Genomic DNA, 23,793 nt, shown 5'->3' with positions numbered 1-23,793 from the left:
TAGGAAAGGAAACCCATGTCCCTCTTGAAGAACATCGACACCAATCCCTCTTTCCCGCCGCGCGAGTCCGGTCCGCTTCCGGAACGCCTGATCTCCGGCAGTCCCTCCTTCAAGACCTGGGCTCAAGACGTGGCACGGGGAGAGATGATCCATACAGGCGTCTGGGAGGCAACCCCCGGAGAGACGCGCTCGATTAAGGGCGAGACATTCGAATTCTGCCATATCCTCTCCGGTGTCGTCGAACTCACGCCGGAAGGCGGCAGGCCGGTCGTCTACAAAGCCGGTGACAGCTTCGTCATGAAGCCGGGGTTTGTCGGTGTCTGGAAGACGATCGAGACCGTACGTAAGATCTACGTAACGGTCATGTAGTGCCCGCAGCGCGATCCGATCGAGGGCCCCTTGATACAGGCCTATCTCCCTCAACCGGCATCCTCGCCCACCACGGCACGCTCGCGGCTTTCTGGCGTGTCGTCGCTGCTCGAGCCCGGCAATCGCTTTCTCGTGCCCCTCGGATTGCTCCAGCGCATCGCCGATACGTCACCGACCGGCCATCTCATCCTCCGAAGATTTCGCTGTCTCGTCACCGAAAACGTAATTTTCCGCCGTCGCCGCATCGCCACTCGATGCATGCTGCTCGCGTTCTTCCGGTAGCCTCGCATGAGCTTATCCGAGGACCCGCTATGACTCTCAGCTTTGACCCCGACACTCTTCCCCTGCCCGTAGGGCACTTCATCGGCGACCGGCTGATCCCTGCCGAGGGCGCTATCGACATGCATCGCCCGTCCGACGGCAGGGCCTATGCGGGCTGCCCGCTCGCGGGTGAGGCACTCGTCGACCGCGCCGTCGAAACCGCCAAGAATGCGCTGAAGACGAGCAACTGGGGCGGCGTGCGTCCGCGCGAACGCACAGTCGTGCTGCAGCGCTGGGCCGACCTGATCGAAAGCGAGGCGCAAACCCTCGCCAAGCTCGAGGCGCTTTCCTCGACCCGACCGGTCGGACACCTGATCGCCGGCGATATCGCCGTCAGCGCCGAGCAGATCCGCTTTTTCGCAGAATTCGCCGACAAGGAAGGCAGCGACCTCGTGCCGACTGATGACAACAATCTCGGCATGGTGATGACCGAGCCCTATGGTGTCGTAGGCGCCATCACTCCGTGGAATTTCCCCGTTTCGATGGCCGCCTGGAAGCTCGGCCCCGCGCTTGCCGCGGGCAATGCCGTCGTCTTGAAGCCCTCCGAAATGACGCCATTTTCGACCGTCTATCTTGCCGAGCTTGCAATCCGCTCCGGCCTGCCGGCCGGTCTCGTTAATATCGTGCTGGGCGACGGTCCGGTGACCGGCACTGCCCTCACCGGCCATCCGGACATCGCCAAGGTCAGCTTCACCGGCTCGACCGGCGCCGGCTCGGCCATCATGGCCAATATCGCCCGCACCGGGGTCAAGCCCATGACGCTTGAACTCGGCGGGAAGAGTCCTCAACTCGTATTCGCCGACGCGGACCTCGACAAGGCTGCCGCCGCGATCGCCCAGAGCATGCTTTCGAATGCCGGCCAGGCCTGTGTTGCCGGCTCCCGTCTGATCGTGGAGGAAAGCGTTGCTGCGCCGCTCGCCGAGGCGATCGTCACGCACATGAAGGCGGCGAAGCCGGGTCCGACCTGGGATGAGGCGAGCGAGTACTCGCCGATCATCTCGAAGCGCCAGTTGAACCGCATCCACGGCATCGTTGAGGCTGCCGTTGCGGCGGGCGGCGAATGCCTGTTCGGGGGCGCCCCAATGGATGCGCCAGGCTATTTCTATCAGCCGACGTTGATGGCCGTGCGCGACAGCTCCTCGCCAGCGATTACCGAAGAAATCTTCGGTCCTGTCCTGACCATGCAGACCTTCGCCGACGAAGAGGAGGCACTGGCACTCGCCGATCACCCGACCTACGGCCTGGCCGCCGGCCTCTTCACACGCGACCTGTCGCGCGCGCTGCGGCTGACGCGGCGACTCCAGGCAGGCACCGTCTGGATCAACCGTTACAATCGTTCACGCGACCACATCCTGCCGACCGGCGGCTATAAGCGCTCCGGCATCGGCAAAGATCTCGGACGCGAGGCCTATCACGCCAACCGCAAGAGCAAGAGCGTGCTCATCAGCCTATAGGGAGGCCTCCATGAAATCCTATTCGATCGCACTCATCCCCGGCGACGGCATTGGCCAGGACGTAACGGATGCGGCCTGGCAGGTCCTTTCGACCGTCGCCAGGCACTCCGGCTTCTCGCTCACCGGCACGCCCTTTCCCTGGTCCTGCGCCTTTTACAAGGAAACCGGCGCGATGATCCCGACGGACGGCATAGAGATCTTGCGCCGCTTCGATGCGATCCTGCTCGGCGCCGTCGGTTGGCCCGCGGAAGTGCCAGATTCCGTCTCACTGCACGGCTTGCTCCTGCCGATCCGCAAGGCCTTCGTGCAATATGCCAATATCCGCCCGCACCGGCTGCTGCCGGGCGTCCAAGGTCCGTTGAAGGCGGACAATTTCGACATCCTCTGCATCCGCGAGAACACCGAAGGCGAATATTCCGGCGCCGGCGGCCGCGTGCATCAGGGAACGGGCGATGAGGTCGCGGTCGAGACCTCGATTTTCACGCGCACGGGCGTCGAACGGATCCTGCGCTTCGGCTTCGAGCAGGCGCGACAACGCCGGGGCAAGCTCGCTTCGGTGACCAAATCCAACGCCCAGAAATACTCCATGGTGTTCTGGGACGAGATTACGCGAGAGCTCGCCGCCGAATACGCGGATGTCGAGGTGACGAGTTACCACATCGATGCGATGGCCGCCCGCATGGTCATGGCGCCCGAGAGCCTCGATGTCGTGGTCGCCTCGAACCTCTTCGGCGACATCCTGACTGATCTCGGTGCCGCCATCCAGGGCGGGCTCGGCTTTGCGGCTTCCGCCAACATCAACCCCGATCGAAGCGCCCCGTCGATGTTCGAGCCGGTACACGGCTCCGCACCCGATATCGTCCATCTCGGGATCGCCAACCCCATCGCCGCCATATGGTCCGGCGCGATGATGCTGGACCACCTCGGAGAAAGTGAAGCCGCGCGCATTGTCATGACCGCGCTCGAAAGAACGACCGCCGGCGGGATCGGCACCGTGCCGGGCAAAGACAAAACCGAAACGATTAAGGCGGCGGTGCTTGCCGCGCTCAACTGATCTTTAGAGGAGAGAAATCATGAAGTTGAACGACAGGGAACTTTTCCGGCAAGAGGGCCTCATCGACGGAGCCTGGCTGGCCGCAGCCTCGGGTAAGATCGTCGACGTTTTCGACCCCGCTAGCCGGACGCGCCTCGGCACCATTCCGGACATGAGCGAAGAGGAAACGCGCTCCGCCATCGAAGCCGCCAATGCCGCCTTCGGACCGTGGAAGAAGAAGACGCATGCCGAACGGGCCGCATTACTTGAGCGCTGGTATGCGCTGATGATCGAAAACCTCGAGGATTTGGCTCTGCTCTTGACGATGGAACAGGGCAAGCCGCTCGACGAGGCGCGCGTCGAGATCCGTTACGGCGCTTCGTTCGTCAAATGGTTCGCCGAGGAGGCTCGTCGCATCGGCGGCCACACCATTCCCTCTCCGACGGCCGATCGGCGCATCGTCGTTCTGAAAGAGGCGGTCGGCGTCTGCGCGATCGTGACGCCGTGGAATTTCCCGAACGCAATGATTACCCGCAAAGTGGCACCTGCCTTGGCGGCCGGCTGCACGGTGGTGATCAAGCCCTCGGAGTTCACGCCCTTTTCAGCGCTCGCCCTCGGAGTTCTGGCAGAGCGCGCCGGCATTCCCGCAGGCGTGATCAACATCGTCACCGGCATGCCGACCGCAATCGGCAACGAGTTCATGGCGAACGAAACAGTACGCAAGATCTCCTTTACGGGCTCGACGCGCGTCGGCTCTCTCTTGATGAGAGGCGCGGCCGACAGCGTCAAGCGCCTCTCGCTCGAACTCGGCGGGAATGCCCCCTTCATCGTCTTCGACGACGCCGACCTTGATCTGGCGGTCGAAGGCGCGATCGCGTCCAAGTTCCGCAATGGCGGCCAGACCTGCGTCTGTGCAAACCGCATCCTGGTGCAGGCCGGCGTCTATGACGCCTTTGCAGAGAAGCTCGGCGCACGCGTTAACGCAATGAAGGTCGGCCCCGGTACGGAACCCGGCATCGCGATCGGACCGATGATCAATGACGCGGCGATCGACAAGATCGACCGCCACGTCGAGGACGCGCTTGCCAAGGGCGCGAAGCTTGCGGCGCGCGGCAGGTCGGTGCCGGAGGGGAGACAATATAAGGCCCCGATCGTGCTCACGGGCGCCACCACCGAGATGCTGCTTGCCAGCGAAGAGACCTTCGGTCCTGTCGCACCGCTCTTCCGCTTCGAGACAGAGGAGGAGGCAATCGCCATCGCCAACGGCACGCCCTTCGGCTTGGCTGCCTATTTCTACACTGAGAGCCTGAAACGCTCGTGGCGTGTGGCGGAAGCACTCGAATTCGGCATGGTCGGCCTCAACACCGGCGCCATCTCCACCGAAGTCGCCCCCTTCGGCGGCGTCAAGCAATCCGGCCTGGGCCGCGAGGGCGCCCAGGTCGGCATCGAGGAATATCTCGAGATGAAGAGCTTCCACATCGGCGGACTGGATTAATGCATGTTGCCCAAAAGTGTGCCGCGGCTTTTGGGACAAACGGCAGGCACAAACAAGGGATCTACGGCGCGTCGCGTGATTCGATTGAACGCGACGCGCCGTAGGTCACGACGATCTTGGGTCGAATCGAAGCCTAAAACGTGATCGGCTCTGGGAGTAGAGCGGGATGCGCGCGAAAAGCCGCCCGTGTTTCTTCATCCCGCTCCCAAGCGCGCGCGAGGCGCTTCAGCTCTATTGCAAGACCGCTGCACACTTGACGCGGCACGCCAGGCTAGATCATCCAAACAAAGAAGGGCGCGGACCTGTCCGGTCCGCGCCCTTCTTCCTACCCCCGCGTTGTCTACTGGATCCTGTCCAGCATCTTGTAATACATGCCGACGAGCGGCAGGAACCAAGGCTTGCCGAAATGCCCGGGCACGGCCGGCCATTCGAGACCCTTCAGCGGGTTGCGGTCCGGCCGGTCGAGGATCGCATCCGCCATAATCATGCCGAGATGCGTCGAAAGCTGCGCCCCGTGGCCGGAATAGCCCATGGCGTACCAAACGCCGTCTTGATAACCGGCGCGGGGGAATCGGTCCTTGGTCATATCGACGAGGCCGCCCCAGCAGTAGTCGATCTCGACATTGGCGAGTTGCGGAAAGATCGCGGTAAGGCTCGCCTTGAGGATCGCGCCGCTTTTTTCGTCCGAACGCTGGTCGGATGTCGCCGAGAAGCGCGCGCGGCCGCCGAAGATCAGACGGTTGTCGGGCGAGAGCCTGAAATAGTTACCGATGTTCATCGACGTGACACAGGTGCGGCTACCCGGCATTGTCGCCCCGATCTCCGCCGCTGTCAGCGGTCGGGTGGCGATGATGAAGCTGCCGACGGCGATGATGCGGCGGCGGAAATAACTGAAAATCGAAGGCGTGTAGGCGCCGGTGGCGACTAGAACCGCATCCGCGGTGACGCTGCCGCGGGGGGTCTTCAATGTGTGCCGGCCGCCCGCCTGCCGATGCTCGGTGACGGCCGCGCTCTCGAAAACCATGGCGCCATGGCGCGTAGCCGCTTCGGCGAGGCCGACGACATACCGCCCCATATGCATCATCGCGCTCTTCTTCGAGAGCATTGCCCCGAAGAAGGGCGAGCCGACCTCCTGCTTCAGATCCTCGGCGCTGAGAAGCGCCGTATCGGGATCGACCTCCGCGTTGACCGCCTCGAAGTTGCGGGCGATCGCCTCGAAATGCTGGGGCTTCGAGGCAAGCTTCACTTTGCCGGCGCGGCGGAAGTTGCAGTCGATACCTTCTTCGGTGATCAGTGCCTCGATCGTGTCTACTGAATCGTCGAACGCCTTGTAGAGCGCAATCGCCCGCTCCCTGCCGAGTTCCGCCTTGGCCGCAAGATAGCTATGGGCGAGCCCGTTATTCAAGTGTCCGCCATTGCGGCCGGAGGCGCCCCAGCCGATCTTCTCGGCCTCCAGCACGACGACCTTCGCCCCGGCCCTGGCAAGCTGCCGGGCCGCACTGAGGCCGGTGAAGCCGCCGCCAACCACGGCGACGTCGTAATGGCCATCGACCGGGCCTTGCGCAGCTCCGGCAAAGGCCGGGGCCGTATCATGCCAGTAGGACAGGAACTTCATGGCGCACCGCCTTTTCTAAAGACCGACGACGCCCGGCAGGCCGGAGATGTCGGCTATCTCGACATAGCCGTAGTAGGGATTGGCCGGCTCATGACCGCGATTGACCCAGACTTTGTTCTTGATGCCGAGGTCGTGCGCCGACATCAGGTCGTAGCGGAAGGAGGACGAGCAGTGAAGAATGTCCTGCGGATCACAGCCGAGCATATCCAGCATGTATTCGAAGCCCTTAAAGCGCGGTTTGTAGGACTGCGCCTGCTCGGCGGTGTAGACCGCATGGAAGGGTGCGCCAAGCTTTTCGACATTCGACATGATCTGTGAATTCATTGCATTCGACAGGATCACCAGTGGGATCTCCTTGGCGACCTTGGCAAGCCCCGCCGGCACGTCCGCATGCGGCCCCCATGTCGGCACGCGCTCATAGACCATCTTCGCAGCTTCATCGCGGAATTTAATGCCGTTGCGCTTGCAGGTCCGTTCCAGCGAATTGTGCACCACCTCGGCATAGGGCTTCCAGGCGCCCAGGACCTCGTCCAAGCGGTAGGCCGCGAAATTCTTGATGAATTCAGCCATGCGCGCCTCGTCGAGCTGCTCCTGATAGAGGTCGCGGGCCGCTTCCGCCATCTGGAAGTTCGTCAGCGTGCCGTAGCAGTCGAAGGTGATGTATTTCGGACGGAACGTCGTCATGTGCGTATCCTTGAAAGAACGTGACCAGGTATTCTGTGAGGATCATAGGCGCTGCGACTCCCATCGCCTCGCCTGATTTGGCGGCGTTCGAAGCAGAATCTATCGTATCGAGCGCCGGCTTTGGCAGAAGGTTGTGTGGCTGCTGGTGGTCAACGGCGCCCTTCCGCCCCGGCGCCCTCCCAGCGCTCTTCCCTGCCAGCATAAGATGCGGCGACCGGCAGGTGCAAAGCTATAAGATACCGCGCAAGCCAAAGCCTTCAGACGATCTGCCGGCCGGCACTCCTTCAGACTTGCGGGCAGAAATTGAAGGAAATGCCATGCAGACAAGTCAGATCGATATTGCCGCCTTCGGACCTGAGCATCTGGAAGCCGCCGTCAAGCTATCCCGGCAGGCCGGCTGGCCACATCGCCTTGAAGATTGGCAGATGGCGCTGACCCTGAGCCAAGGCGTCGTCGCGATTGAGGGCGACCGGGTCGTCGGCACTGTACTCGTCACCCCTTACAAGTCCGACTGTGCAACGATCAACATGGTCATCGTCGACGAGGCCATGCGCGGCCGCGGCCTCGGTCGCAAGCTAATGGACGCCGCGTTGCGGCTAGCGGCCGATCGTCCGCTCAGACTCGTGGCAACGACTGAGGGCCTGCCGCTATACGAAAGGCTCGGCTTCCGCGAGACGGGTCGCGTGTTGCAGCATCAGGGCATCGTCAGAGCAATCGCCGAGCCTGGGCAAACGGAACAGGCGGCCGCGGCCGACATCGAAGCGATCGTCGCGCTCGACCGCCTCGCCTTCGGCGCCGACCGTGAAGGGATGATTGCCTATCTCGGGAAGGTCGGCAACTTTGCGGTGATCCGCCGGGACGGGCGCGTTTGCGGGTTCGGCGGCATCCGCCCCTTCGGCCGCGGCGAGGCCATTGGGCCCGTCGTCGCTAAAGGTCTCGAAGACGCCAAGGCGCTCGTGGCCCACTTCATGTCCACGCGAACCGGCCGGTTCATCAGGCTCGATACCACTGCCGAGACCGGCCTTTCTCTCTGGCTTGCCGAGCAAGGACTCGCCCATGTCGGCGGGGGTATCGCCATGATGAAGCCCCCGATCCACCGCGCCGCCGACCCGGCCGCTACCACCTTCGCCCTCGCCAATCAGGCGCTCGGCTGATCCGGAGATCATCATGTACAGCAATTCCCTCATCGAACTCGATCGCGCCCACCTCATCCATCCGGTCGCCTCCTATCGCGGCCATGAAAAACTCGGCGTGCGCGTACTCGCCTCGGCAAAAGGCGCGACGGTCACCGACGCTTCGGGCAAGCAACTGATCGACGGCTTTGCCGGCCTTTGGTGCGTCAATGCCGGCTATGGCCACGAAGCGATCGTCGAAGCGGCCGCCCGGCAGATGCGCGAGCTTCCCTATGCGACGGCCTATTTCGGGCTCGGCTCCGAGCCCGCGATCCGCCTCGCCTCGGAACTCGCCGAGCGCGCGCCGGGCGATCTCAACCACGTCTATTTCACGCTCGGCGGCTCCGACGCCGTCGACAGCACGATCCGCTTCATCCGCTATTATTGGATTGCCCGCGGCCAGCCGCAACGCGATCAGTTCATTTCGGTCGAGCAAGGCTATCACGGCTCATCGACGGTCGGCGCCGGGCTGACGGCGCTGCCGGCCTTCCACGCCGGCTTCGGCATTCCCTTCGACTGGCAACACAAAATTCCGTCTCACTATGCCTACCGCAATCCGGTGGGAGAGAGCCCGCAGGCGATCATCGAGGCGTCGCTGGCCGCTCTCCGGCGCAAGGTCGGGGAAATTGGCCCCGAGCGTGTCGCTGCCTTCTATGCAGAGCCGATCCAGGGCTCGGGCGGCGTGCTGGTGCCACCCAAGGGCTGGATGAAGGCGATGCGCGAACTCTGCCGCGAGCTCGGCATCCTCTTCGTTGCAGACGAGGTGATCACCGGCTTCGGTCGCACCGGACCGCTCTTTGCCTCTACCGAGGACGAGATCGTGCCGGACTTCATAACCACGGCCAAAGGTCTCACGTCCGGCTATGTGCCGATGGGGGCCGTGTTCATGGCCGACCACGTCTATCAGACGATTGCCGACGGCGCCGGCGCTTCCGCCGTCGGCCACGGTTACACCTATTCGGCACATCCGGTCAGCGCCGCTGTCGGCCTCGAGGTGCTGAGGCTCTACGAGAACGGCCTTTTGGAAAACGGCGTCACGGCCGGTGCACGGCTGATGGAAGGTCTCGAAAGCCTGAGGGACCATCCCCTTGTCGGCGATGTGCGCGGCCGCGGCATGCTGGCCGCCGTCGAGCTCGTCGTCGACAAGTCGAGGAAGACCCCTTTGCCGGCGGCCGCGGAGCCGGCGCGCCGCATCTTCGACCGGGCCTGGGAAAACGGCCTCGTCATCCGCGCCTTCGCCAATGGCGTGCTCGGCTATGCGCCGCCGCTCTGCTGCACCGCCGCGGAGATCGACGCGATTGTCGAGCGCACCCGCCAAACATTGGACGAGACCTTGGAAGACCCGGATGTTCGCCAGGCTTTGAGGGCCTGATGGACGACTGACGCGATATATCGCGGAACCGCCATATTCGAAATTTTGTGCCGCGCCACGGCGCCCTTTCGGAGACTCCGGCGCGGCGCAACTGCCAAACTCAAATCAAGGAAGCGGCCGGATCCCAGCATATGCGGCCTTTCCAGCAAGAGCGGGGAAAACATCCCGCCGACGGGAACAGAATATTCTTCTTCATGAAGTCGGCGTTCCGACCTGGGACGCGAAAAAACTGGGGAATCGATGTGCACAAGAGCCTGCCCGAATTCAAATACATGACCTTCGACGTCGTCGGCACGCTGATCGACTTCGAGGGCGGCCTCAAGGATTGCCTCGCCGGCATCGCCGCCGAGGCCAGTGTCGCCATCGATGGTGAGGAGGCGCTCAGCCTCTACCGCGCGGCGCGCTACTCCAAGGACGCCGACCTCTTCCCGGACGATCTGGTGCGCGTCTATCTCGAAATCGCGCCGAAGTTCGGCCTTCCGACTGAGCGGAAATATGGCGAGCGTCTCAGGGACTCCGCCGGGAACTGGAGGGCCTTCGAAGACAGCGCCGAAGCGCTGGAGCGCCTTGCGAAGAATTACCGGCTTGTTGCTATGACCAATGCGCGCCGCTGGGCATTCGATTTCTTCGCCAAGGAACTGGGCGATCCCTTCTACGCCGCCTTCACCGCCGACGATACCGGTACCGAAAAACCTGACCCCGCCTTCTTTCAGAAGGTTTTCGACTTCGTCGGCTCGGAAGGCAATTCGAAGGACGACGTCCTGCATGTCGCCCAGAGCCAGTACCACGACATCGGCATTTCGCGGAAGCTTGGGCTGACCAACTGCTGGATCGAGCGGCGCCACGGGCAGAAAGGTTACGGCGGCACCATAGAGCCGGCCGAGTTCACCGAACCCGACTACCACTTCACCTCCATGACCGGCCTTGCCGATGCCGTGGCCGTCGCACGTAGCTGACCAGTTCACCGGATTGGGTCTAAGCCCACGGAAGACGGGCAGCCCACCAACAGACGAAAAGGGGAATGACATGAACGACAAGATCATTAATTGGACCAGATCCGACGACGCCATGGTCGAAAACGCCATCCGCCGCGGAGCAACGCGCCGTGAACTGCTGCAGATGATGCTCGCCGGTGGCGTTGCCCTCTCCGCCGGCAGTCTAGTGCTCGGCCGCGCCTCCAACGCGGTTGCCGCAACGCCGGTCTCCGGCGGCGCGCTCAAAGCGGCCGGCTGGTCGTCCTCGACCGCCGACACGCTCGACCCGGCCAAGGCATCGCTCTCCACCGACTATGTCCGGTGCTGCTCCTTCTACAACCGTCTCACCTTCCTCGATAAGAGCGGCACCCCGCAGATGGAGCTCGCCGAAGCGATCGAGTCCAAGGATGCGAAGACCTGGACGGTCAAACTGAGGAGCGGCGTCGCTTTCCACGACGGCAAGCCGTTGACCGCCGACGACGTGGTCTTCTCGTTGAAACGCCATCTCGATCCATCCGTCGGTTCGAAGGTCGCGAAGATCGCCGCGCAGATGACGGGCTTCAAGGCTGTGGACAAGCAGACGGTCGAGATCACGCTCGCAAATCCGAACGCCGACCTGCCGACCATCCTGTCGATGCACCACTTCATGATCGTCGCCGATGGCACGACGGATTTTTCCAAGGGCAACGGCACCGGCGCATTCGTGAGAGAAGTCTTCGAGCCCGGCGTGCGCTCGGTCGGCATCAAGAACAAGAACTATTGGAAGTCCGGCCCGAACGTCGACTCCTTCGAGTACTTCGCGATCAGCGACGATAGCTCGCGCGTCAACGCACTGCTCTCGGGCGATATCCATCTCGCCGCTACGATCAATCCGCGCTCGATGCGCCTGGTCGAGGCCCAAGGCGACGGCTTCGTACTCTCGAAAACCACCTCCGGCAACTACACCAATCTCAACATACGCATGGACTTGGAGCCCGGCAGCAAACGGGACTTCGTCGAGGGAATGAAGTACCTCGTCAACCGCGAGCAGATCGTCAAGTCGGCGCTCCGCGGCCTCGGAGAAGTCGGCAACGACCAGCCGGTTTCCCCGGCAAACTTCTACCACAATGCCGACCTGAAGCCGCGGGCGTTCGATCCGGAAAAGGCGAAATTCCATTTCGAGAAGGCCGGCATTCTCGGTCAGTCGATCCCGGTGATCGCATCCGAGGCGGCGAACTCGTCGATCGATATGGCCATGATCATCCAGGCTTCCGCTGCCGAGATCGGACTGAAGCTCGACGTTCAGCGCGTACCGGCCGACGGCTATTGGGACAACTATTGGCTCAAGGCGCCGGTCCATTTCGGCAACATCAACCCGCGCCCGACACCGGACATCCTGTTCTCGCTGCTTTACACTACGGAAGCGCCTTGGAACGAAAGCCAGTACAAGTCGGAGAAATTCGATAAGATGCTGATCGAGGCGCGCGGCTCGCTCGACCAGGAGAAGCGCAAGGCGATCTACAACGAGATGCAGGTGATGGTCGCAAGCGAAGCCGGCACCATCATTCCGGCCTATATCTCCAACGTCGACGCGATCACCGCCAAGCTCAAGGGCTTGGAAGCCAACCCGCTTGGCGGCCAGATGGGTTATGCTTTCGCGGAATATGTCTGGCTCGAAGCCTGATGAGGCGAACGGTCGGGGCTGCAGCCCCTCGGTTGCAGCTCTGACCCTTTTGGTTTGAAATCTCGAATGCCGAAAGGGAACGCGCGTGAACAACCGTGTCCTATCACTCGTGCTGAGCAGATTGCTCATCGCCTTGATCACGCTGGTGATCGTCTCCTTCGCCGTGTTCTTCGCCACGACGCTCCTGCCGGGAGACACAGCGACGATCCTGCTTGGCCAGGCCGCCACGCCGGAGGCAGTCGAAGGTCTGCGCAAGGCCATGCATCTCGACGACCCGGCGATCTTCCGTTTCCTGCGCTGGATCGTTGGTTTGCTGCAGGGCGACCTCGGCACCTCCTATGCCAATGAGATGCCGGTCGCGGATCTGATCGGGGGGCGTTTCATCAATACGCTGCAGCTCGCGGGCGTCACCGCGCTCTTTTCGGTGCCGATCGCGCTGACGCTCGGCATCACCGCGGCGATGCTACGTGGCTCGCTGTACGACCGTGCCGTCACCGTGTTGACGATCGGCGTCATCTCAGTGCCGGAATTCATGATAGCGACCTCCGCGGTGTTAATCTTCGCCGTCTACCTGAAATGGCTACCGGCGCTCTCCTTCGCGAACGAAGTCACCTCGCTGACAGACCTCCTGCGCATCTATGCCATGCCGGTGATCACCCTTACCTTCGTCATCTCGGCGCAAATGATCCGCATGACCCGGGCAGCGGTGATCGAGACGCTCAACACGCCCTATGTGGAGATGGCGTTGCTCAAGGGCGCCTCGCGGCCGCGCATCGTGTTTCGGCATGCGCTGCCGAACGCTCTGGGCCCGATTGTCAACGCGGTCGCGCTTTCGCTCTCATACCTGCTCGGCGGCGTCATCATTGTCGAGACCATCTTCAACTATCCAGGTATTGCCAAGCTGATGGTCGACGCCGTCGCCACTCGCGACCTGCCGCTGATCCAGAGTTGCGCGATGATCTTCTGCCTCGGCTACCTGCTCCTGATCACGGCCGCCGATATCATAGCCATCCTTTCCAATCCGAGGCTCCGATGACAATGACCAGTTCTGAGACCAAGTCTGACCGGATTCCCGGAACCCGGCTCGGCTATCGCTTCAACATCATCGGCATGGTCGGTCTCTCGGTCATCCTTTTATGGGTGTTGATCGCGATCTTCGCGCCGCTGGTCATCCCCTACCCTGTCGGCGAAATTGTCGACCTCGATTACTTCGGCCCGATGAGCCGCGACTTCTGGCTCGGCTCCGATTATCTCGGCCGCGACATGCTCTCGCGAATCCTGATGGGCGCCCGCTACACGGTCGGCATCTCGCTTGCGGCAGTTACGATCGCCTGCTTCAGCGGCGTGATGCTCGGCATGATCGCAGCGGTCGCCGGCGGCTGGCTCGACACGGTCCTGAGCCGCTTCCTCGACGCCCTCAGCTCGATCCCGAGCAAGCTGTTCGGCCTTGTGATCGTCGCTGCCGTCGGCTCCTCCATTCCCGTGCTGATCCTGACGCTGTCGGTGATCTATATCCCCGGCGCGTACCGTTTCGCCCGCGCGCTTGCCGTCAACATCAACGCGATGGATTTCATCACCGTCGCCCGCATCCGAGGCGAAAGTACCCTTTATCTGATCCGCTCGGAAATCCTGCCGAACATCGTCGGACCGGTACTTGCCGACCTCGGCATCCGCTTCGTCTTCATCGTTCTCCTGCTCTCCGGCCTCTCCTTCCTCGGCCTTGGCGTCCAGCCGCCCTATGCCGACTGGGGGGCTCTTGTGCGCGAGAACATCGGCGGCCTGCCCTTTGGCGCACCGGCGGTGATGGCTCCCTCCTTTGCGATCGCCAGCCTCACCATCAGCGTCAACCTGCTGATCGACAACCTGCCAAAGAAGATCCGCGATCGGAGCGAATGATGGTCAATCTCGTAGAAATCCGTGACCTGAAGGTCGAAGCCACCACCGATTCCGGCCGACGCGTCGAGATCATCAACGGCGTCAGCTTCGACATTGCCGAGGGCGAGATCGTGGCGCTGATCGGCGAAAGCGGCTCCGGCAAGACGACGATCGCGCTCACGCTGATGGGCCACGCCCGCCCCGGCTGTCGCATCTCCGGCGGCAGCGTCTCCGTCGCCGGAAAGGACATGGTGACGCTGAGCGAAAAGCAGCGCGCCAGGGTGCGCGGCACCGAGGTCACCTATGTTCCGCAATCAGCCGCCGCCGCATTCAACCCGGCCGCCACGATCATGGACCAGGTAATCGAGGTCACCCGAATTCATGGGCTTATGTCCGCCGACGAGGCGCGCCTCCGTGCCGTCGAGCTTTTCAGGGCGTTGTCGCTGCCTGAGCCCGAAACGATTGGCACCCGCTATCCGCACCAGGTCTCCGGCGGCCAGTTGCAGCGGCTTTCTGCGGCCATGGCGCTGATCGGCGACCCGAAGCTCGTCATCTTCGACGAGCCGACGACGGCGCTCGACGTGACGACGCAGATCGAGGTGCTGCGCGCCTTCAAATCGGTCATGAAGAAAGGCGGCATCGCCGGCGTTTACGTCTCGCACGACCTCGCCGTGGTCGCCCAGATCGCCGACCGCATCGTCGTCTTGAAAGGCGGAGAGACTAAGGAGATCGGCACCACCAAAGAGATCCTCGACGGCGCGAAGCACCCCTACACGCGGGAGCTGCTCGCCGCCTTCGAGCCGAAACCCCGTGGCGCTGCGGGCGCGGCAGAAAGTGGTCCGGCCCCGCTGCTCGAAATCGAAAATCTTGTCGCAGGCTACGGCCAGGCCCAGGCCGACGGCCTGCCCCTCGTGCGCGCCGTCGAGCATGTCAGTCTCAAGGTGGAGAAGGGGCGCAACCTCGGTATCATCGGCGAGTCCGGCTGCGGCAAGTCGACGCTCGCGCGCACCATCGCCGGCATATTGCCGGCCGCTGTCGGCAAGATCGTCTTCGACGGCAAGGAACTCGGCCGCAGCGCCCACGCGCGCTCGCGCGATGAACTGCGCGAAATGCAGATCGTCTTCCAATATGCCGATACGGCGCTTAATCCGGCGAAATCCGTCGAGGAAATCTTAGCCCGGCCGCTTGCCTTCTATCACGGCATGAATGCCAAGGCGCGCAGCGCACGCATCGACGAGCTGCTCGACATGGTGCGCCTGCCGCGCAACCTGCGTCATCGCCGCCCGGGGGAGCTCTCGGGCGGCCAGAAGCAGCGTGTCAACTTCGCCCGCGCCCTCGCCGCCGAGCCGAAGCTGATCCTGTGCGACGAGATCACCTCTGCACTGGACACCGTGGTCGCGGCCGCCGTCATCGATCTCCTCAAGGAATTGCAGCGCGAGCTCGGTCTTTCCTACATCTTCATCAGCCATGACCTCTCCGTGGTGGAGGCGATCTGCGACGAGATCGTCGTGATGTATGGTGGCAGAAAGGTAGAGGAAATCACGCCGGCGAAAGTCAAGACACCGCAACACCCCTATTCGCAACTGCTCTTCTCGTCGGTGCCGAGGCTCGATCCCACGTGGCTCGATGGGCTCGAACAGGATCCGGAGCTCGTGCGAGCCTATTGCCGGCGCTGAGGCGCCGGCTCATCCCAACCTGCTGTCATCGCCTCAGCCCGAAGGCGGACAGAAGGAGACGCGGACGACATCATGCTTTGTCGGGTGAGGCACCGGAGGAGCGGGCCAAATCGCAAGCGTCGGCCGCGCAAGCCGGCGCAAACCGATCCCAAGATCCTACATCCGAAACAGGCTGGTCAGAGGCATGTGCACCTTGACTATCGGCGACTTCAAGACGACGAAACTGAAATACTTGTCGATGCCGACGTCCATGTCGGTGAGGCGCTCCATGATCGTCTGGTATTCGCCGATCCCGGCCGTGACGAATTTTAGAAGGTAGTCGTAGCCTCCTGACACTAGATGGCATTCCATAACGTTGTCGACCTTGTCTATCGCCGCCAGGAACCGGGCAAAGTCGATCTGCCGGTGGTTCTTCAGCGTGATTTCGGTGAATACTGTCAGGGTCTGCCCGAGCTTGCTGACGTTGATCTGCGCCGAATAGCCCTCAATGTAACCCTCCGACTGCAGCTTCTTGACTCGCATCAGACAGGGGCTCGGCGACAGGTTGACCAATTCGGCGAGTTCCACATTGGTGATGCGGCCATTCTTCTGCAGTTCGTACAGAATCTTGATGTCGATCCGGTCGAGTTTCATGGCGCGCCTTCCCCCTTGCTAAGTGGCCAACGGAACAGCAGATTGTGCTGCGACGTTCCCACCTATGACCTTAACACACTGGAGAGTCGTGTCGATTTCGTTTGGCATTATGGGCCAAAGCAGAAAGGGCGGCATTGCTCCCGCAATACGGAATCTTGTGCTGCGCGCAGTCGTAGTCCGGCAACGCCGTTGCGCCAAAGCCGCTAGACTGTGGTCGTAACGGAGGTCACGCCATGCCCGCACCGCTGAAACTCATCGACACAACGCCGCAGTTGCCCGAAGACGCCGATGCCGTGGTAATCGGCGGCGGCATTGTCGGTGTGTTTGCGGCCTACTATCTTGCCCGCCGCGGATTAAAGGTGGCCGTCGTGGAGAAGGGCCGGATCGGCGCGGAGCAGTCGAGCCGCAACTGGGGCTGGTGCCGCCAGCAGAACCGGGACGCCCGCGAATTGCCGATGGCGACGAAGAGCCTCGATCTTTGGGAGCGTTTCGCCGCCGAGAGCGGCGAGGATACCGGCTTCCGACGCTGCGGGTTGTTCTACCTCAGCAACAGCGAAGAGGAACTGGCCGGCTGGGCCCGCTGGCGCGACTTTGCCCGTGCGCTCGGCGTCACAACGTATATGCTCGACAGAGCCGAGGCGACCGAACGTGGCCGCGCCACCGGAAAGCCGTGGAAGGGGGGCGTCTTTTCGCCGACCGACGGCACCGCCGATCCGGCAAGTGCGGCACCCGCGGTCGCACGTGCGATCCTCAAGCTCGGCGGCACCGTGCATCAGTCCTGCGCCGCCCGCGGCATAGAGACAGAAGGCGGTCGCCTTTCTGGTGTCGTTACCGAGCATGGCACCATCCGCACGAAGACGGCGATCCTTGCCGGCGGCGCCTGGGCCTCCTCCTTCTGCCGTCAGCTCGGCATCCGCTTTCCCCAAGCCGCGATCCGATCATCAATCCTGGCCGTCTCGCCAGGCGCCATCCGCCTTCCGGATGCGCTGCATACGGCCGCCGTTTCGGTGACGCGCCGCGGGGACGGCGGCTACACGCTCGCCATCAGTGGCCGCGGCCGTGTCGATCCGACGCCGCAGCAATTGCGTTTCGCGCCGCAGTTTCTGCCGATGTTCGCCCGGCGCTGGCGCAGCCTTGCACCCGGCGGCACCGAAGGCTTCCGTTCCGGTCACGAGAGCCTGACTCGCTGGCGCCTCGATGCCCCGACGCCAATGGAGCGCATGCGTATCCTTGATCCTGCAGTCGATAAAGACACTATTCGCCTCACCCATTCGCGCGCGCTCGACCTCCTGCCCGACCTTAAGAACACCAGCATCACCGCCGCATGGGCGGGTTATATCGACAGCACGCCGGACGGTGTGCCTGGCATCGGCGAAATCGCCGCCATACCGGGGTTCATCCTCGCCGCCGGCTTCAGCGGGCACGGCTTCGGCATTGGTCCCGGCGCCGGTCACCTGATCGCCGACATCGTCACTGGTGACGAGCCAATCGTCGACCCACGCGCGTACCATCCGGACCGCTTCCGAAAATCTGCCTGGGGTAAGGTCGCCGATTTCTAGGGCGGCGGGACCCGAGGTGCTGTGGCGAATTCGCTGAAGTCGGTTCCGACTGCGACGATCCAGTCCTGGCGGCAGGCAACACCGTCGCCAGCGCAGCCGCTTATGATCCTAGCCAGACCGATCAAGGTCGCCGCAAATCTGTCGTTTCGGATTTCCTGCGGCTTCTCGGCGGTCGCCACAAGCCCACTCGCGACTGACGTTATCAAATCCGAGCGTTCGCGCAGCGTCATCGCGTCTGGGATCTTTGCTAGTGGGAATTGGTCGCGCGCGACCAGTCCGCCGGGCGGACGTCTACCATCTTGGTTATTGATTATTGACTCCGGGTAGCAACTTCCGACCTCCCAGAGCGGGATTCGGCACGGCTAGCGCAACGAATGGCTACTATGCGGTTAGTGCATGAGTCATAACCGCAACGGCGACGGTCCATTGTCCGGTTTTTGTCGCAGTGCCGCTGTCAGGCACCGTGGTAACTAGTGCCCGCTCTCCACGAGAGGCGCTTGCCCAAGCGACACGGCGGCAAGCCGACTGCGAGTCCCTCGCCTTGATGGGAATCGAACCCGCGATCCCACCCCAATGTGTACGGAGACATAGGAGAACTCTTCGGCGCCATCACCTACGGAGGGTGCCGATGGTAGGCTTGGCAAACGATCACGTTGAGATCAAACCGATCACGCCATTCAAATCCAAGGACGAGGTTTCCGTGAAGGTATCAGGCAACTCGGCAAAGTACTCGTCGTGAAGATCAACGCCGACTTTGAAGTCTCATCCCGGATAAATCTGTGAAATAGCCGCCCCTACCTATCTTCCTTGAATGGATCGACGGCGAGCTCCTTGAACAACGCTTCCGCCTTCGCCCGATCAGCGCGGCTCATGTAGCCGATCCCGGTCTTGATCGCGTAGCGCCAGGCCTCTCCCCTCTCCCATGCCTCATGCAGTGCGTCCGACAGCTCATTGAGCCGATTGGCGACATCGAGTGCTTCGAACAGGAGAACGGCCTGCCTCAAGTCCTTGTCTCGTTTCGCGGAACCAAGCGTGTCAACGACGCGGCGGCTGGCGACGATCAGCTTGTGGATCGCGTAGCGCTCCGGAGCTGGTACGATCACGCTGATGCCTGACTTGTGCAGCATGACGGCTCTGATCGGCTCATAGATCAGGAAGTCCAGGAATCTCAGCGGTTCGGCCGAGGCTCCATCAAGGGCGGGCATGTCGGCCGGTTTGTCCATGTGGTCATCCGATCCCCTGTTTCCGGTCAAGAACTCGACCTTGTAGCCGCTGCGATTGATGAAGCTGGTCACACGCAGTGACCCCGAGCGATGCATGATCGGCCGGAATGTCGGATCGAGGCCCTTCAGGATTTCGAGAATAGGTGGAAGGCTGTCCTCTACTTCGGCCGAGTTCGCATAGTCCTGGGCGAAGTCGGCATCTCCGGTCTGGAATGACGCAGCAGGCAGACGGACGCCAAGATGTCCCGCATAGGTCGAGAAGGCGACCGATCCGACGAGAAAAGCCTCGCGGGGGCTCAGTCTGAGGGCGTAGTCGATGCAAGGAATGGCGTCCGCCGCGCGGGGGTCGGTTTTCGGGACTTCGAACCCACTGGCGCGCTGAGCAGCTCCTCGATCCGGGCATCGATCTCACCCAGTTTCGCTTTCAATTCGTCTACGACTTCGACCATACGCAACACTCTCGAGGCACCCTCAGGAGATAGCATCGGCCTTCATCGGAATCTTGTGGCACTTGCTCCATAATTTCGCACCTGACCCGGTTTCAGCGTCGCCTCGCTTTACATCTTAGAAAGCTCGAATTCCTGCGAACTGTGAACTAGGAATCAGCTCGAAAACTTGTAAGTTGAGCGACCTTTTCCAACCTACGAGCGGCCAATGCAGGTTCTAGTACGTGATAACAATGTCGATCAGGCGCTCCGCGTTCTGAAGAAGAAACTCCAGCGCGAGGGCATTTTTCGTGAAATGCGGATGCGCGAGGCTTTTGAAAAGCCCTCGGTTAAGAGAGCGCGCGAGAAAGCCGAGGCGGTGAGCCGCCAGCGCAAGAATGCCCGCAAGCAAATGCAACGCGAAGGCCTGCTCCCGTCGAAGCCGAAAAAGAGCAGATAGCTTGATGAACGCTCAAGGCCGCCGCTGTGATGGTGGGGTAGAGCGCGCCCCTCAATTTACGAACGCGCACCTTGGTTGAGTCTCCACCCCCTGCGGAGGCTCAACCATTTTAAGCCGCACGATGATAGTGTTCTGGCTTCCACCAGCGCTCGAATATCAGGCGCCGCCCTCACCTGCCCGGGCGCGTCAGCGACCGGGCAATGTCGATGATGTCGTCCGGTCTTCCTTGTTCCAGGCAACCCCAAGCCCGATCTTCAGATCGACGCCACGCACGGGCCCGAGCTCGAAGTTGCGGTTCGGAAGATCCTTCGTCCATTCCGGTGCAAAGCCGATGCCAAGGCCTGCCGAGACGAGCGACACCAGCGAGAAGGTGTCGTCGCAGAGGCGATGTTGCCGGTCAGACCATGGGTCTCGAACATCTCGGAGAAATAGCGTTCGCTGTAGGAGAGGTTCTGACGGGAAAAGGCGATGATCTTTTCCGAGCGTAGATCCTCGATGTCATCTGAATGAACCATTGACAAAAATCCTGATGTGAAGGGATTCGAACCGTAAACCCGCAACTGCAAGGAGCTATTTGCGCTCCCACCATATGTGGGGCGTTGGCATCATCGTCCATCCGATATCCTATGATAACGTCCTTTATCATCGACAGACGTTCGCGCTAATTTTGCTGACACTCGCAGGCAGCGTGTAGATATGGGTCGCTATAGAATTATGCTGAAACTGGTTGCGGGTCGACATCCTGGACATCGTGCGCCAATAGGCCGATGCTGTCGTTGGTCTGGAGGCGCCCACAGATTGCGTGGGCACGGGTATATCGTGCGTGCGGCAACGAAACGGTTTCTCTCGCCGAGGCTCCATATGGCGTTCACTATCGCATCGCCCGCCTTTAACAATGGCGGAACCATTCCCAGGCTTTACACCTGCGAAGGGCAAGGTATTTCCCCGCCTCTCGAATGGACAGACATCCCGACCGGAACCAGAAGCCTTGTATTGATCGTCGACGACCCGGACGCGCCGGATCCGGCCCATCCGAAAATGACCTGGATACACTGGATTGTTTTCAATCTGCCCCCCGATCTGAAGGGGCTTGTGGAAGGGATTTCGCAACTGCCATCAGGCGCTCAGACAGCGAGGAATGGGTGGAACAGCAATGCGTATGGCGGCCCTTGTCCTCCGATCGGTGTGCACCGCTACTTCTTCAAGCTCTATGCACTCGATGACCGGCTCACCCTATCGGCGGCGGCTAGCAAGGACCAAATCGAAGCGCAAATGCGCGATCACGTCATTGCCGGAACCGAGCTAGTCGGCACCTATGGCAAAACAGGGAAGTGACCGATATGCGGACCGATGTACTCGAACAAACCTTGTCGCCGATTGATCAAGATGGAGTGGGGTAGTGCGGACTACGATCTGACCGACGTCAGAACTGCGAACCTCAGCGATAACGTTGATGCTTTGATGCTGGGCCCTCCGCGAATGCTTACATTGCTGTCGTTCAAGATCGCATAGCCAAGATTGAGCAGTCAATTTTGGGATTTTGGCTCGTGAGCTGGCACCCGCCTTGCATCATGGTGGAGATGACCCCGTAGCAATGAAGACAGGATGCTTTGCGAAACTGCGATCCAGACCGCCGTTCTCGCGCAGCGCATATCCGTTGATCAAGTCCTCGAACGCGTCGGGATTGCCCCCACCGCTATCACATCTCCGGCAGGCCAGCCTTTCGGAAGCCGTCGACAAAGTGGTCTCGTACAGATGCATCGCGCAGCGGCTGGGAGCTGAGCCAATGGCTGATCGTGAAATGAGGGTGGGTGATCAGGAACAATTCTGCTTCTCGCCGCGCCTCCTCACGGTGGCCCAACTGCGCAAGCGAAGCAGCCAGGAATTTGCGTGAGTTGGTACGATACGTGTCTTTCCTGCGGAGTGTAGCGGTTGCCGCCTCATAGTCACGCGCGGCGTATTGCGCCTGCCCAAGATGACAAAGATACCAGCAGGTTGGATAGGGATTGAGCCGCAGAGCTTTTTCGATCTGCGCTAGTCCGTCGGCAACCCTGCCGTCCAGCACGGACATGTCCGACATGGCGGCCCAGGTGTCGGCGTGGTTGGGGTCCAGCTCCAGGGCCTTGGCGAAGGCGGCCTCCGATTCCTCCCATCGCCGCTCATAAGCCAAAATGGTCCCCAGAACGTAACGGCAGCCGGCATCGTTGGGATCTAGGTCGACCGCCTTCTGCGCGAACATCGCCGCCATCCGACGGTTAGGATCTTCGGGCTCGCCGAAATGAGTCCAGGCAAGCCAACGGTTATAGGCGAGCAGACCGAGCGCCTCGGCATATGATGGCTCGAGCTCAACCGCGCGTTGGAGCAGCATATAGGCCTCACGCTCAGTTTGCGGCGACTCTTCCGTCAGGAGGCGGGCGCGCACGCACAGATCGTACGCCTCAAAGTTCTTCGGCCGATTGCGCTGCGTCGGGATGCTCAGCCGGCCGACGAGGGCTTCAACGATCTTCGCGTTAACTTCATCCTGTAATTCGAAAACATCTTCCACCGTCCTGTCAAACCGGTCGGCCCACAAGTGCTGGCCGCCAAGCGCGTCGATCAATTGGGCATTGATGCGGACACGGCCCATTGCGCGTCTGGCGCTCCCCTCGAGGACGTAGCGGACGCCGAGCTCCTGGGCGACCAGCCGTACGTCGACCGGCTTGCCCTTGTAGCCGTACACGGAATTGCGCGCGATGACGAACAGGCCAGCCGTACGGGAAAGGTCGGTGATCAGGTCTTCGGTCAAGCCGTCGACGAAAGGCGCGTCCGCTTCATCCCCACTCATATTCGTGAACGGCAATACAGCGATCGAGGGACATTCGGGCAGCGGCAATATGCTCTGCAGCGCATCCGGCCAATGCCACACGTGGACCGGGCGAGTCAGGTTCTTTAGGTAGCGTTCGCCTGCATCAAAGAACCGCTCGCCGATCTTGCCGACGATCTCGCCGTGAACTTTGGCTGAAATGCAGATACCTCCCGGTGCGGCCTGCGTCTCCAGGCGCGCCGCGACATTGACGCCGTCGCCGAGGACGTCTGAACCGTCGTCAATGACATCTCCCAGATTGACGCCTACACGCAAAAGCAGGCGCCGGTCTGCGGAAGCCTCAACAGCAGTGGTGGCCCGTTGCATTTCCAACGCTGCTGTGACCGCGTCCACCGCGCTAACGAATTCGATTAAGAATCCGTCGCCCATGAGCTTGAAGATGCGACCGTTGTGGCGCATCACAGCCGGCTCGATAACGCCAGAACGGAGTTCCCTGAGGTTCGCCAGCGTTGCGACTTCATCAGCCTCCATCAGGCGTGAATATCCCACCACATCGGCAACGACGATGGCGGCAAGGCGACGCTGAAGAGACTGATCCGTCATGTGAGGACAAGCCTAACGACCGAGTTCGTAAGTTATTGTTCGACCGCGGGTGAGTCAACAAATGGTCAGAGGTAATGTCCAGGCGATCTCCACCTCCATCGAGCCGTCATCCTTCTTTGTGACCGACGGCGTCGAAGTGGACAACACGGAAATGAGTATCCACGGAAAGCGGACGGTTCTTGAACGCCTGGTGACGGGCGGAGAGCGGGGGCTTTCGGCGGAAGTGCCCAGTTCTGTTCGCGAAATTGCGTTCCGGGGGAGACCCGAACTGCAACTGCGCTAAGTCGGCATTTCTGACCAACTCTCCAGATGCGGCCAGTCTCCTTCCGGCCCAATTGAGACGCTCGGGTCGCACTGACCAAGTATCAGCTCCTGACGCTCCTC

At 61.7% G+C, this 23,793-nt stretch carries 20 protein-coding genes and 2 pseudogenes; 16 read left to right on the top strand and 6 right to left on the bottom strand.

The features are described 5' to 3' along the window. Positions 1–15 precede the first annotated feature (15 nt). The 4 genes from ACN9MO_RS31040 (at position 16) to ACN9MO_RS31025 (ending at position 4,672) form a co-directional block, all read left to right on the top strand. Positions 16–369, top strand: a complete 354-nt coding sequence (locus ACN9MO_RS31040; RefSeq protein WP_057249992.1) for a cupin domain-containing protein — start codon at positions 16–18, stop codon at positions 367–369. A gap of 311 nt (positions 370–680) precedes the next feature. Beyond that, a complete protein-coding gene (locus ACN9MO_RS31035) occupies positions 681–2,144 on the top strand; it encodes an aldehyde dehydrogenase family protein (RefSeq protein WP_112995765.1) in 1,464 nt (487 codons plus the stop codon). Between the two features lie 10 nt (positions 2,145–2,154). Beyond that, complete coding sequence (locus tag ACN9MO_RS31030) at positions 2,155–3,198, top strand: tartrate dehydrogenase (RefSeq protein ID WP_113737893.1); 1,044 nt, start codon at positions 2,155–2,157, stop codon at positions 3,196–3,198. A 19-nt stretch (positions 3,199–3,217) separates the two neighbouring features. Then, positions 3,218–4,672, top strand: coding sequence for an NAD-dependent succinate-semialdehyde dehydrogenase (locus ACN9MO_RS31025; protein WP_057249986.1), 1,455 nt, complete (start codon positions 3,218–3,220; stop codon positions 4,670–4,672). Between the two features lie 340 nt (positions 4,673–5,012). On the opposite strand, the gene ACN9MO_RS31020 is transcribed toward ACN9MO_RS31025, so the two are convergent. Further along, positions 5,013–6,287 carry an NAD(P)/FAD-dependent oxidoreductase gene (locus ACN9MO_RS31020; protein ID WP_113133073.1) on the bottom strand — a complete coding sequence of 425 codons (1,275 nt, stop codon included), beginning with the start codon at positions 6,285–6,287 and terminating at the stop codon, positions 5,013–5,015. 15 nt (positions 6,288–6,302) lie between these two features. Next, on the bottom strand, positions 6,303–6,971 hold the full coding sequence (locus tag ACN9MO_RS31015) for a haloacid dehalogenase type II (RefSeq protein WP_057249982.1): 669 nt from the start codon (positions 6,969–6,971) through the stop codon (positions 6,303–6,305). A gap of 317 nt (positions 6,972–7,288) precedes the next feature. Between ACN9MO_RS31015 and ACN9MO_RS31010 the strand changes: the two genes are divergently transcribed. The 7 genes from ACN9MO_RS31010 (at position 7,289) to ACN9MO_RS30980 (ending at position 15,703) form a co-directional block, all read left to right on the top strand. Next, positions 7,289–8,125, top strand: coding sequence for a GNAT family N-acetyltransferase (locus ACN9MO_RS31010; protein WP_112995762.1), 837 nt, complete (start codon positions 7,289–7,291; stop codon positions 8,123–8,125). Between the two features lie 13 nt (positions 8,126–8,138). Further along, positions 8,139–9,515 carry an aspartate aminotransferase family protein gene (locus ACN9MO_RS31005; RefSeq protein WP_057249978.1) on the top strand — a complete coding sequence of 459 codons (1,377 nt, stop codon included), beginning with the start codon at positions 8,139–8,141 and terminating at the stop codon, positions 9,513–9,515. Between the two features lie 242 nt (positions 9,516–9,757). Further along, positions 9,758–10,471 carry an HAD-IA family hydrolase gene (locus tag ACN9MO_RS31000; RefSeq protein WP_425989088.1) on the top strand — a complete coding sequence of 238 codons (714 nt, stop codon included), beginning with the start codon at positions 9,758–9,760 and terminating at the stop codon, positions 10,469–10,471. 70 nt (positions 10,472–10,541) lie between these two features. Further along, complete coding sequence (locus tag ACN9MO_RS30995) at positions 10,542–12,152, top strand: ABC transporter substrate-binding protein (RefSeq protein ID WP_425989085.1); 1,611 nt, start codon at positions 10,542–10,544, stop codon at positions 12,150–12,152. 85 nt (positions 12,153–12,237) lie between these two features. Further along, the gene (locus ACN9MO_RS30990; RefSeq protein WP_057249974.1) at positions 12,238–13,188 is read left to right on the top strand and encodes an ABC transporter permease; all 951 of its coding nucleotides are present in this window, start codon (positions 12,238–12,240) and stop codon (positions 13,186–13,188) included. Beyond that, positions 13,185–14,048 carry an ABC transporter permease gene (locus ACN9MO_RS30985; RefSeq protein WP_425989081.1) on the top strand — a complete coding sequence of 288 codons (864 nt, stop codon included), beginning with the start codon at positions 13,185–13,187 and terminating at the stop codon, positions 14,046–14,048. Before ACN9MO_RS30990 ends, ACN9MO_RS30985 begins: the two co-directional genes overlap by 4 nt. Beyond that, positions 14,048–15,703: an ABC transporter ATP-binding protein gene (locus tag ACN9MO_RS30980; RefSeq protein WP_112995759.1), complete on the top strand. Its 1,656-nt coding sequence runs from the start codon at positions 14,048–14,050 to the stop codon at positions 15,701–15,703. The genes ACN9MO_RS30985 and ACN9MO_RS30980 overlap by 1 nt, the downstream gene beginning before the upstream one ends. 156 nt (positions 15,704–15,859) lie before the next feature. On the opposite strand, the gene ACN9MO_RS30975 is transcribed toward ACN9MO_RS30980, so the two are convergent. After that, on the bottom strand, positions 15,860–16,336 hold the full coding sequence (locus ACN9MO_RS30975) for an Lrp/AsnC family transcriptional regulator (protein WP_057249969.1): 477 nt from the start codon (positions 16,334–16,336) through the stop codon (positions 15,860–15,862). A gap of 233 nt (positions 16,337–16,569) precedes the next feature. Here ACN9MO_RS30975 and ACN9MO_RS30970 point away from each other — a divergent pair, with 233 nt between their 5' ends. Together ACN9MO_RS30970 and ACN9MO_RS30965 are read left to right on the top strand one after the other, a co-directional pair. Further along, the gene (locus ACN9MO_RS30970; protein ID WP_057249967.1) at positions 16,570–17,895 is read left to right on the top strand and encodes an NAD(P)/FAD-dependent oxidoreductase; all 1,326 of its coding nucleotides are present in this window, start codon (positions 16,570–16,572) and stop codon (positions 17,893–17,895) included. 566 nt (positions 17,896–18,461) lie between these two features. Further along, a pseudogene (locus ACN9MO_RS30965) lies at positions 18,462–18,669 on the top strand (hypothetical protein); the annotation flags it as partial. Positions 18,670–18,689: 20 nt separating this feature from the next. Here ACN9MO_RS30965 and ACN9MO_RS30960 read toward each other — a convergent pair. Further along, positions 18,690–19,346 carry a GSU2403 family nucleotidyltransferase fold protein gene (locus tag ACN9MO_RS30960; protein WP_425989327.1) on the bottom strand — a complete coding sequence of 219 codons (657 nt, stop codon included), beginning with the start codon at positions 19,344–19,346 and terminating at the stop codon, positions 18,690–18,692. A gap of 426 nt (positions 19,347–19,772) precedes the next feature. Here ACN9MO_RS30960 and rpsU point away from each other — a divergent pair, with 426 nt between their 5' ends. Next, entirely contained in the window at positions 19,773–20,003 is a 231-nt protein-coding gene (gene rpsU / locus ACN9MO_RS30955) for a 30S ribosomal protein S21 (RefSeq protein ID WP_057249963.1), read from the top strand. Positions 20,004–20,172: 169 nt separating this feature from the next. On the opposite strand, the pseudogene ACN9MO_RS30950 reads toward rpsU, so the two are convergent. Beyond that, a pseudogene (locus ACN9MO_RS30950) lies at positions 20,173–20,500 on the bottom strand (LysR substrate-binding domain-containing protein); the annotation flags it as partial. Positions 20,501–20,864: 364 nt separating this feature from the next. Between ACN9MO_RS30950 and ACN9MO_RS30945 the strand changes: the two are divergent. After that, positions 20,865–21,338, top strand: a complete 474-nt coding sequence (locus tag ACN9MO_RS30945) for a YbhB/YbcL family Raf kinase inhibitor-like protein (RefSeq protein ID WP_057249961.1) — start codon at positions 20,865–20,867, stop codon at positions 21,336–21,338. Positions 21,339–21,702: 364 nt separating this feature from the next. Here the strand turns inward: ACN9MO_RS30945 and ACN9MO_RS30940 are convergent, their stop codons facing one another. After that, positions 21,703–23,409, bottom strand: coding sequence for an adenylate/guanylate cyclase domain-containing protein (locus ACN9MO_RS30940; protein WP_425989075.1), 1,707 nt, complete (start codon positions 23,407–23,409; stop codon positions 21,703–21,705). 61 nt (positions 23,410–23,470) lie between these two features. Between ACN9MO_RS30940 and ACN9MO_RS30935 the strand changes: the two genes are divergently transcribed. Next, on the top strand, positions 23,471–23,692 hold the full coding sequence (locus ACN9MO_RS30935) for a hypothetical protein (RefSeq protein ID WP_057249957.1): 222 nt from the start codon (positions 23,471–23,473) through the stop codon (positions 23,690–23,692). The last annotated feature ends 101 nt before the right edge of the window (positions 23,693–23,793 follow it).

The sequence above is a fragment of the Ensifer sp. R-19 genome, from assembly GCF_049905105.1.
In the GTDB taxonomy this organism is placed as follows: domain Bacteria; phylum Pseudomonadota; class Alphaproteobacteria; order Rhizobiales; family Rhizobiaceae; genus Ensifer.
This window is presented reverse-complemented; position numbering and strand designations above follow the sequence as displayed.

Excerpts from the sequence above, each read along its gene's own strand:
- ACN9MO_RS31040 (WP_057249992.1), top strand. The coding sequence starts at position 16 with ATGTCCCTCTTGAAGAACATCGACACCAATCCCTCTTTCCCGCCGCGC.
- ACN9MO_RS31035 (WP_112995765.1), top strand. The coding sequence starts at position 681 with ATGACTCTCAGCTTTGACCCCGACACTCTTCCCCTGCCCGTAGGGCAC.
- ACN9MO_RS31030 (WP_113737893.1), top strand. The coding sequence starts at position 2,155 with ATGAAATCCTATTCGATCGCACTCATCCCCGGCGACGGCATTGGCCAG.
- ACN9MO_RS31025 (WP_057249986.1), top strand. The coding sequence starts at position 3,218 with ATGAAGTTGAACGACAGGGAACTTTTCCGGCAAGAGGGCCTCATCGAC.
- ACN9MO_RS31020 (WP_113133073.1), bottom strand. The coding sequence starts at position 6,287 with ATGAAGTTCCTGTCCTACTGGCATGATACGGCCCCGGCCTTTGCCGGA.
- ACN9MO_RS31015 (WP_057249982.1), bottom strand. The coding sequence starts at position 6,971 with ATGACGACGTTCCGTCCGAAATACATCACCTTCGACTGCTACGGCACG.
- ACN9MO_RS31010 (WP_112995762.1), top strand. The coding sequence starts at position 7,289 with ATGCAGACAAGTCAGATCGATATTGCCGCCTTCGGACCTGAGCATCTG.
- ACN9MO_RS31005 (WP_057249978.1), top strand. The coding sequence starts at position 8,139 with ATGTACAGCAATTCCCTCATCGAACTCGATCGCGCCCACCTCATCCAT.
- ACN9MO_RS30995 (WP_425989085.1), top strand. The coding sequence starts at position 10,542 with ATGAACGACAAGATCATTAATTGGACCAGATCCGACGACGCCATGGTC.
- ACN9MO_RS30985 (WP_425989081.1), top strand. The coding sequence starts at position 13,185 with ATGACAATGACCAGTTCTGAGACCAAGTCTGACCGGATTCCCGGAACC.
- ACN9MO_RS30980 (WP_112995759.1), top strand. The coding sequence starts at position 14,048 with ATGGTCAATCTCGTAGAAATCCGTGACCTGAAGGTCGAAGCCACCACC.
- ACN9MO_RS30975 (WP_057249969.1), bottom strand. The coding sequence starts at position 16,336 with ATGAAACTCGACCGGATCGACATCAAGATTCTGTACGAACTGCAGAAG.
- ACN9MO_RS30970 (WP_057249967.1), top strand. The coding sequence starts at position 16,570 with ATGCCCGCACCGCTGAAACTCATCGACACAACGCCGCAGTTGCCCGAA.
- rpsU (WP_057249963.1), top strand. The coding sequence starts at position 19,773 with ATGCAGGTTCTAGTACGTGATAACAATGTCGATCAGGCGCTCCGCGTT.
- ACN9MO_RS30945 (WP_057249961.1), top strand. The coding sequence starts at position 20,865 with ATGGCGTTCACTATCGCATCGCCCGCCTTTAACAATGGCGGAACCATT.
- ACN9MO_RS30940 (WP_425989075.1), bottom strand. The coding sequence starts at position 23,409 with ATGACGGATCAGTCTCTTCAGCGTCGCCTTGCCGCCATCGTCGTTGCC.
- ACN9MO_RS30935 (WP_057249957.1), top strand. The coding sequence starts at position 23,471 with ATGGTCAGAGGTAATGTCCAGGCGATCTCCACCTCCATCGAGCCGTCA.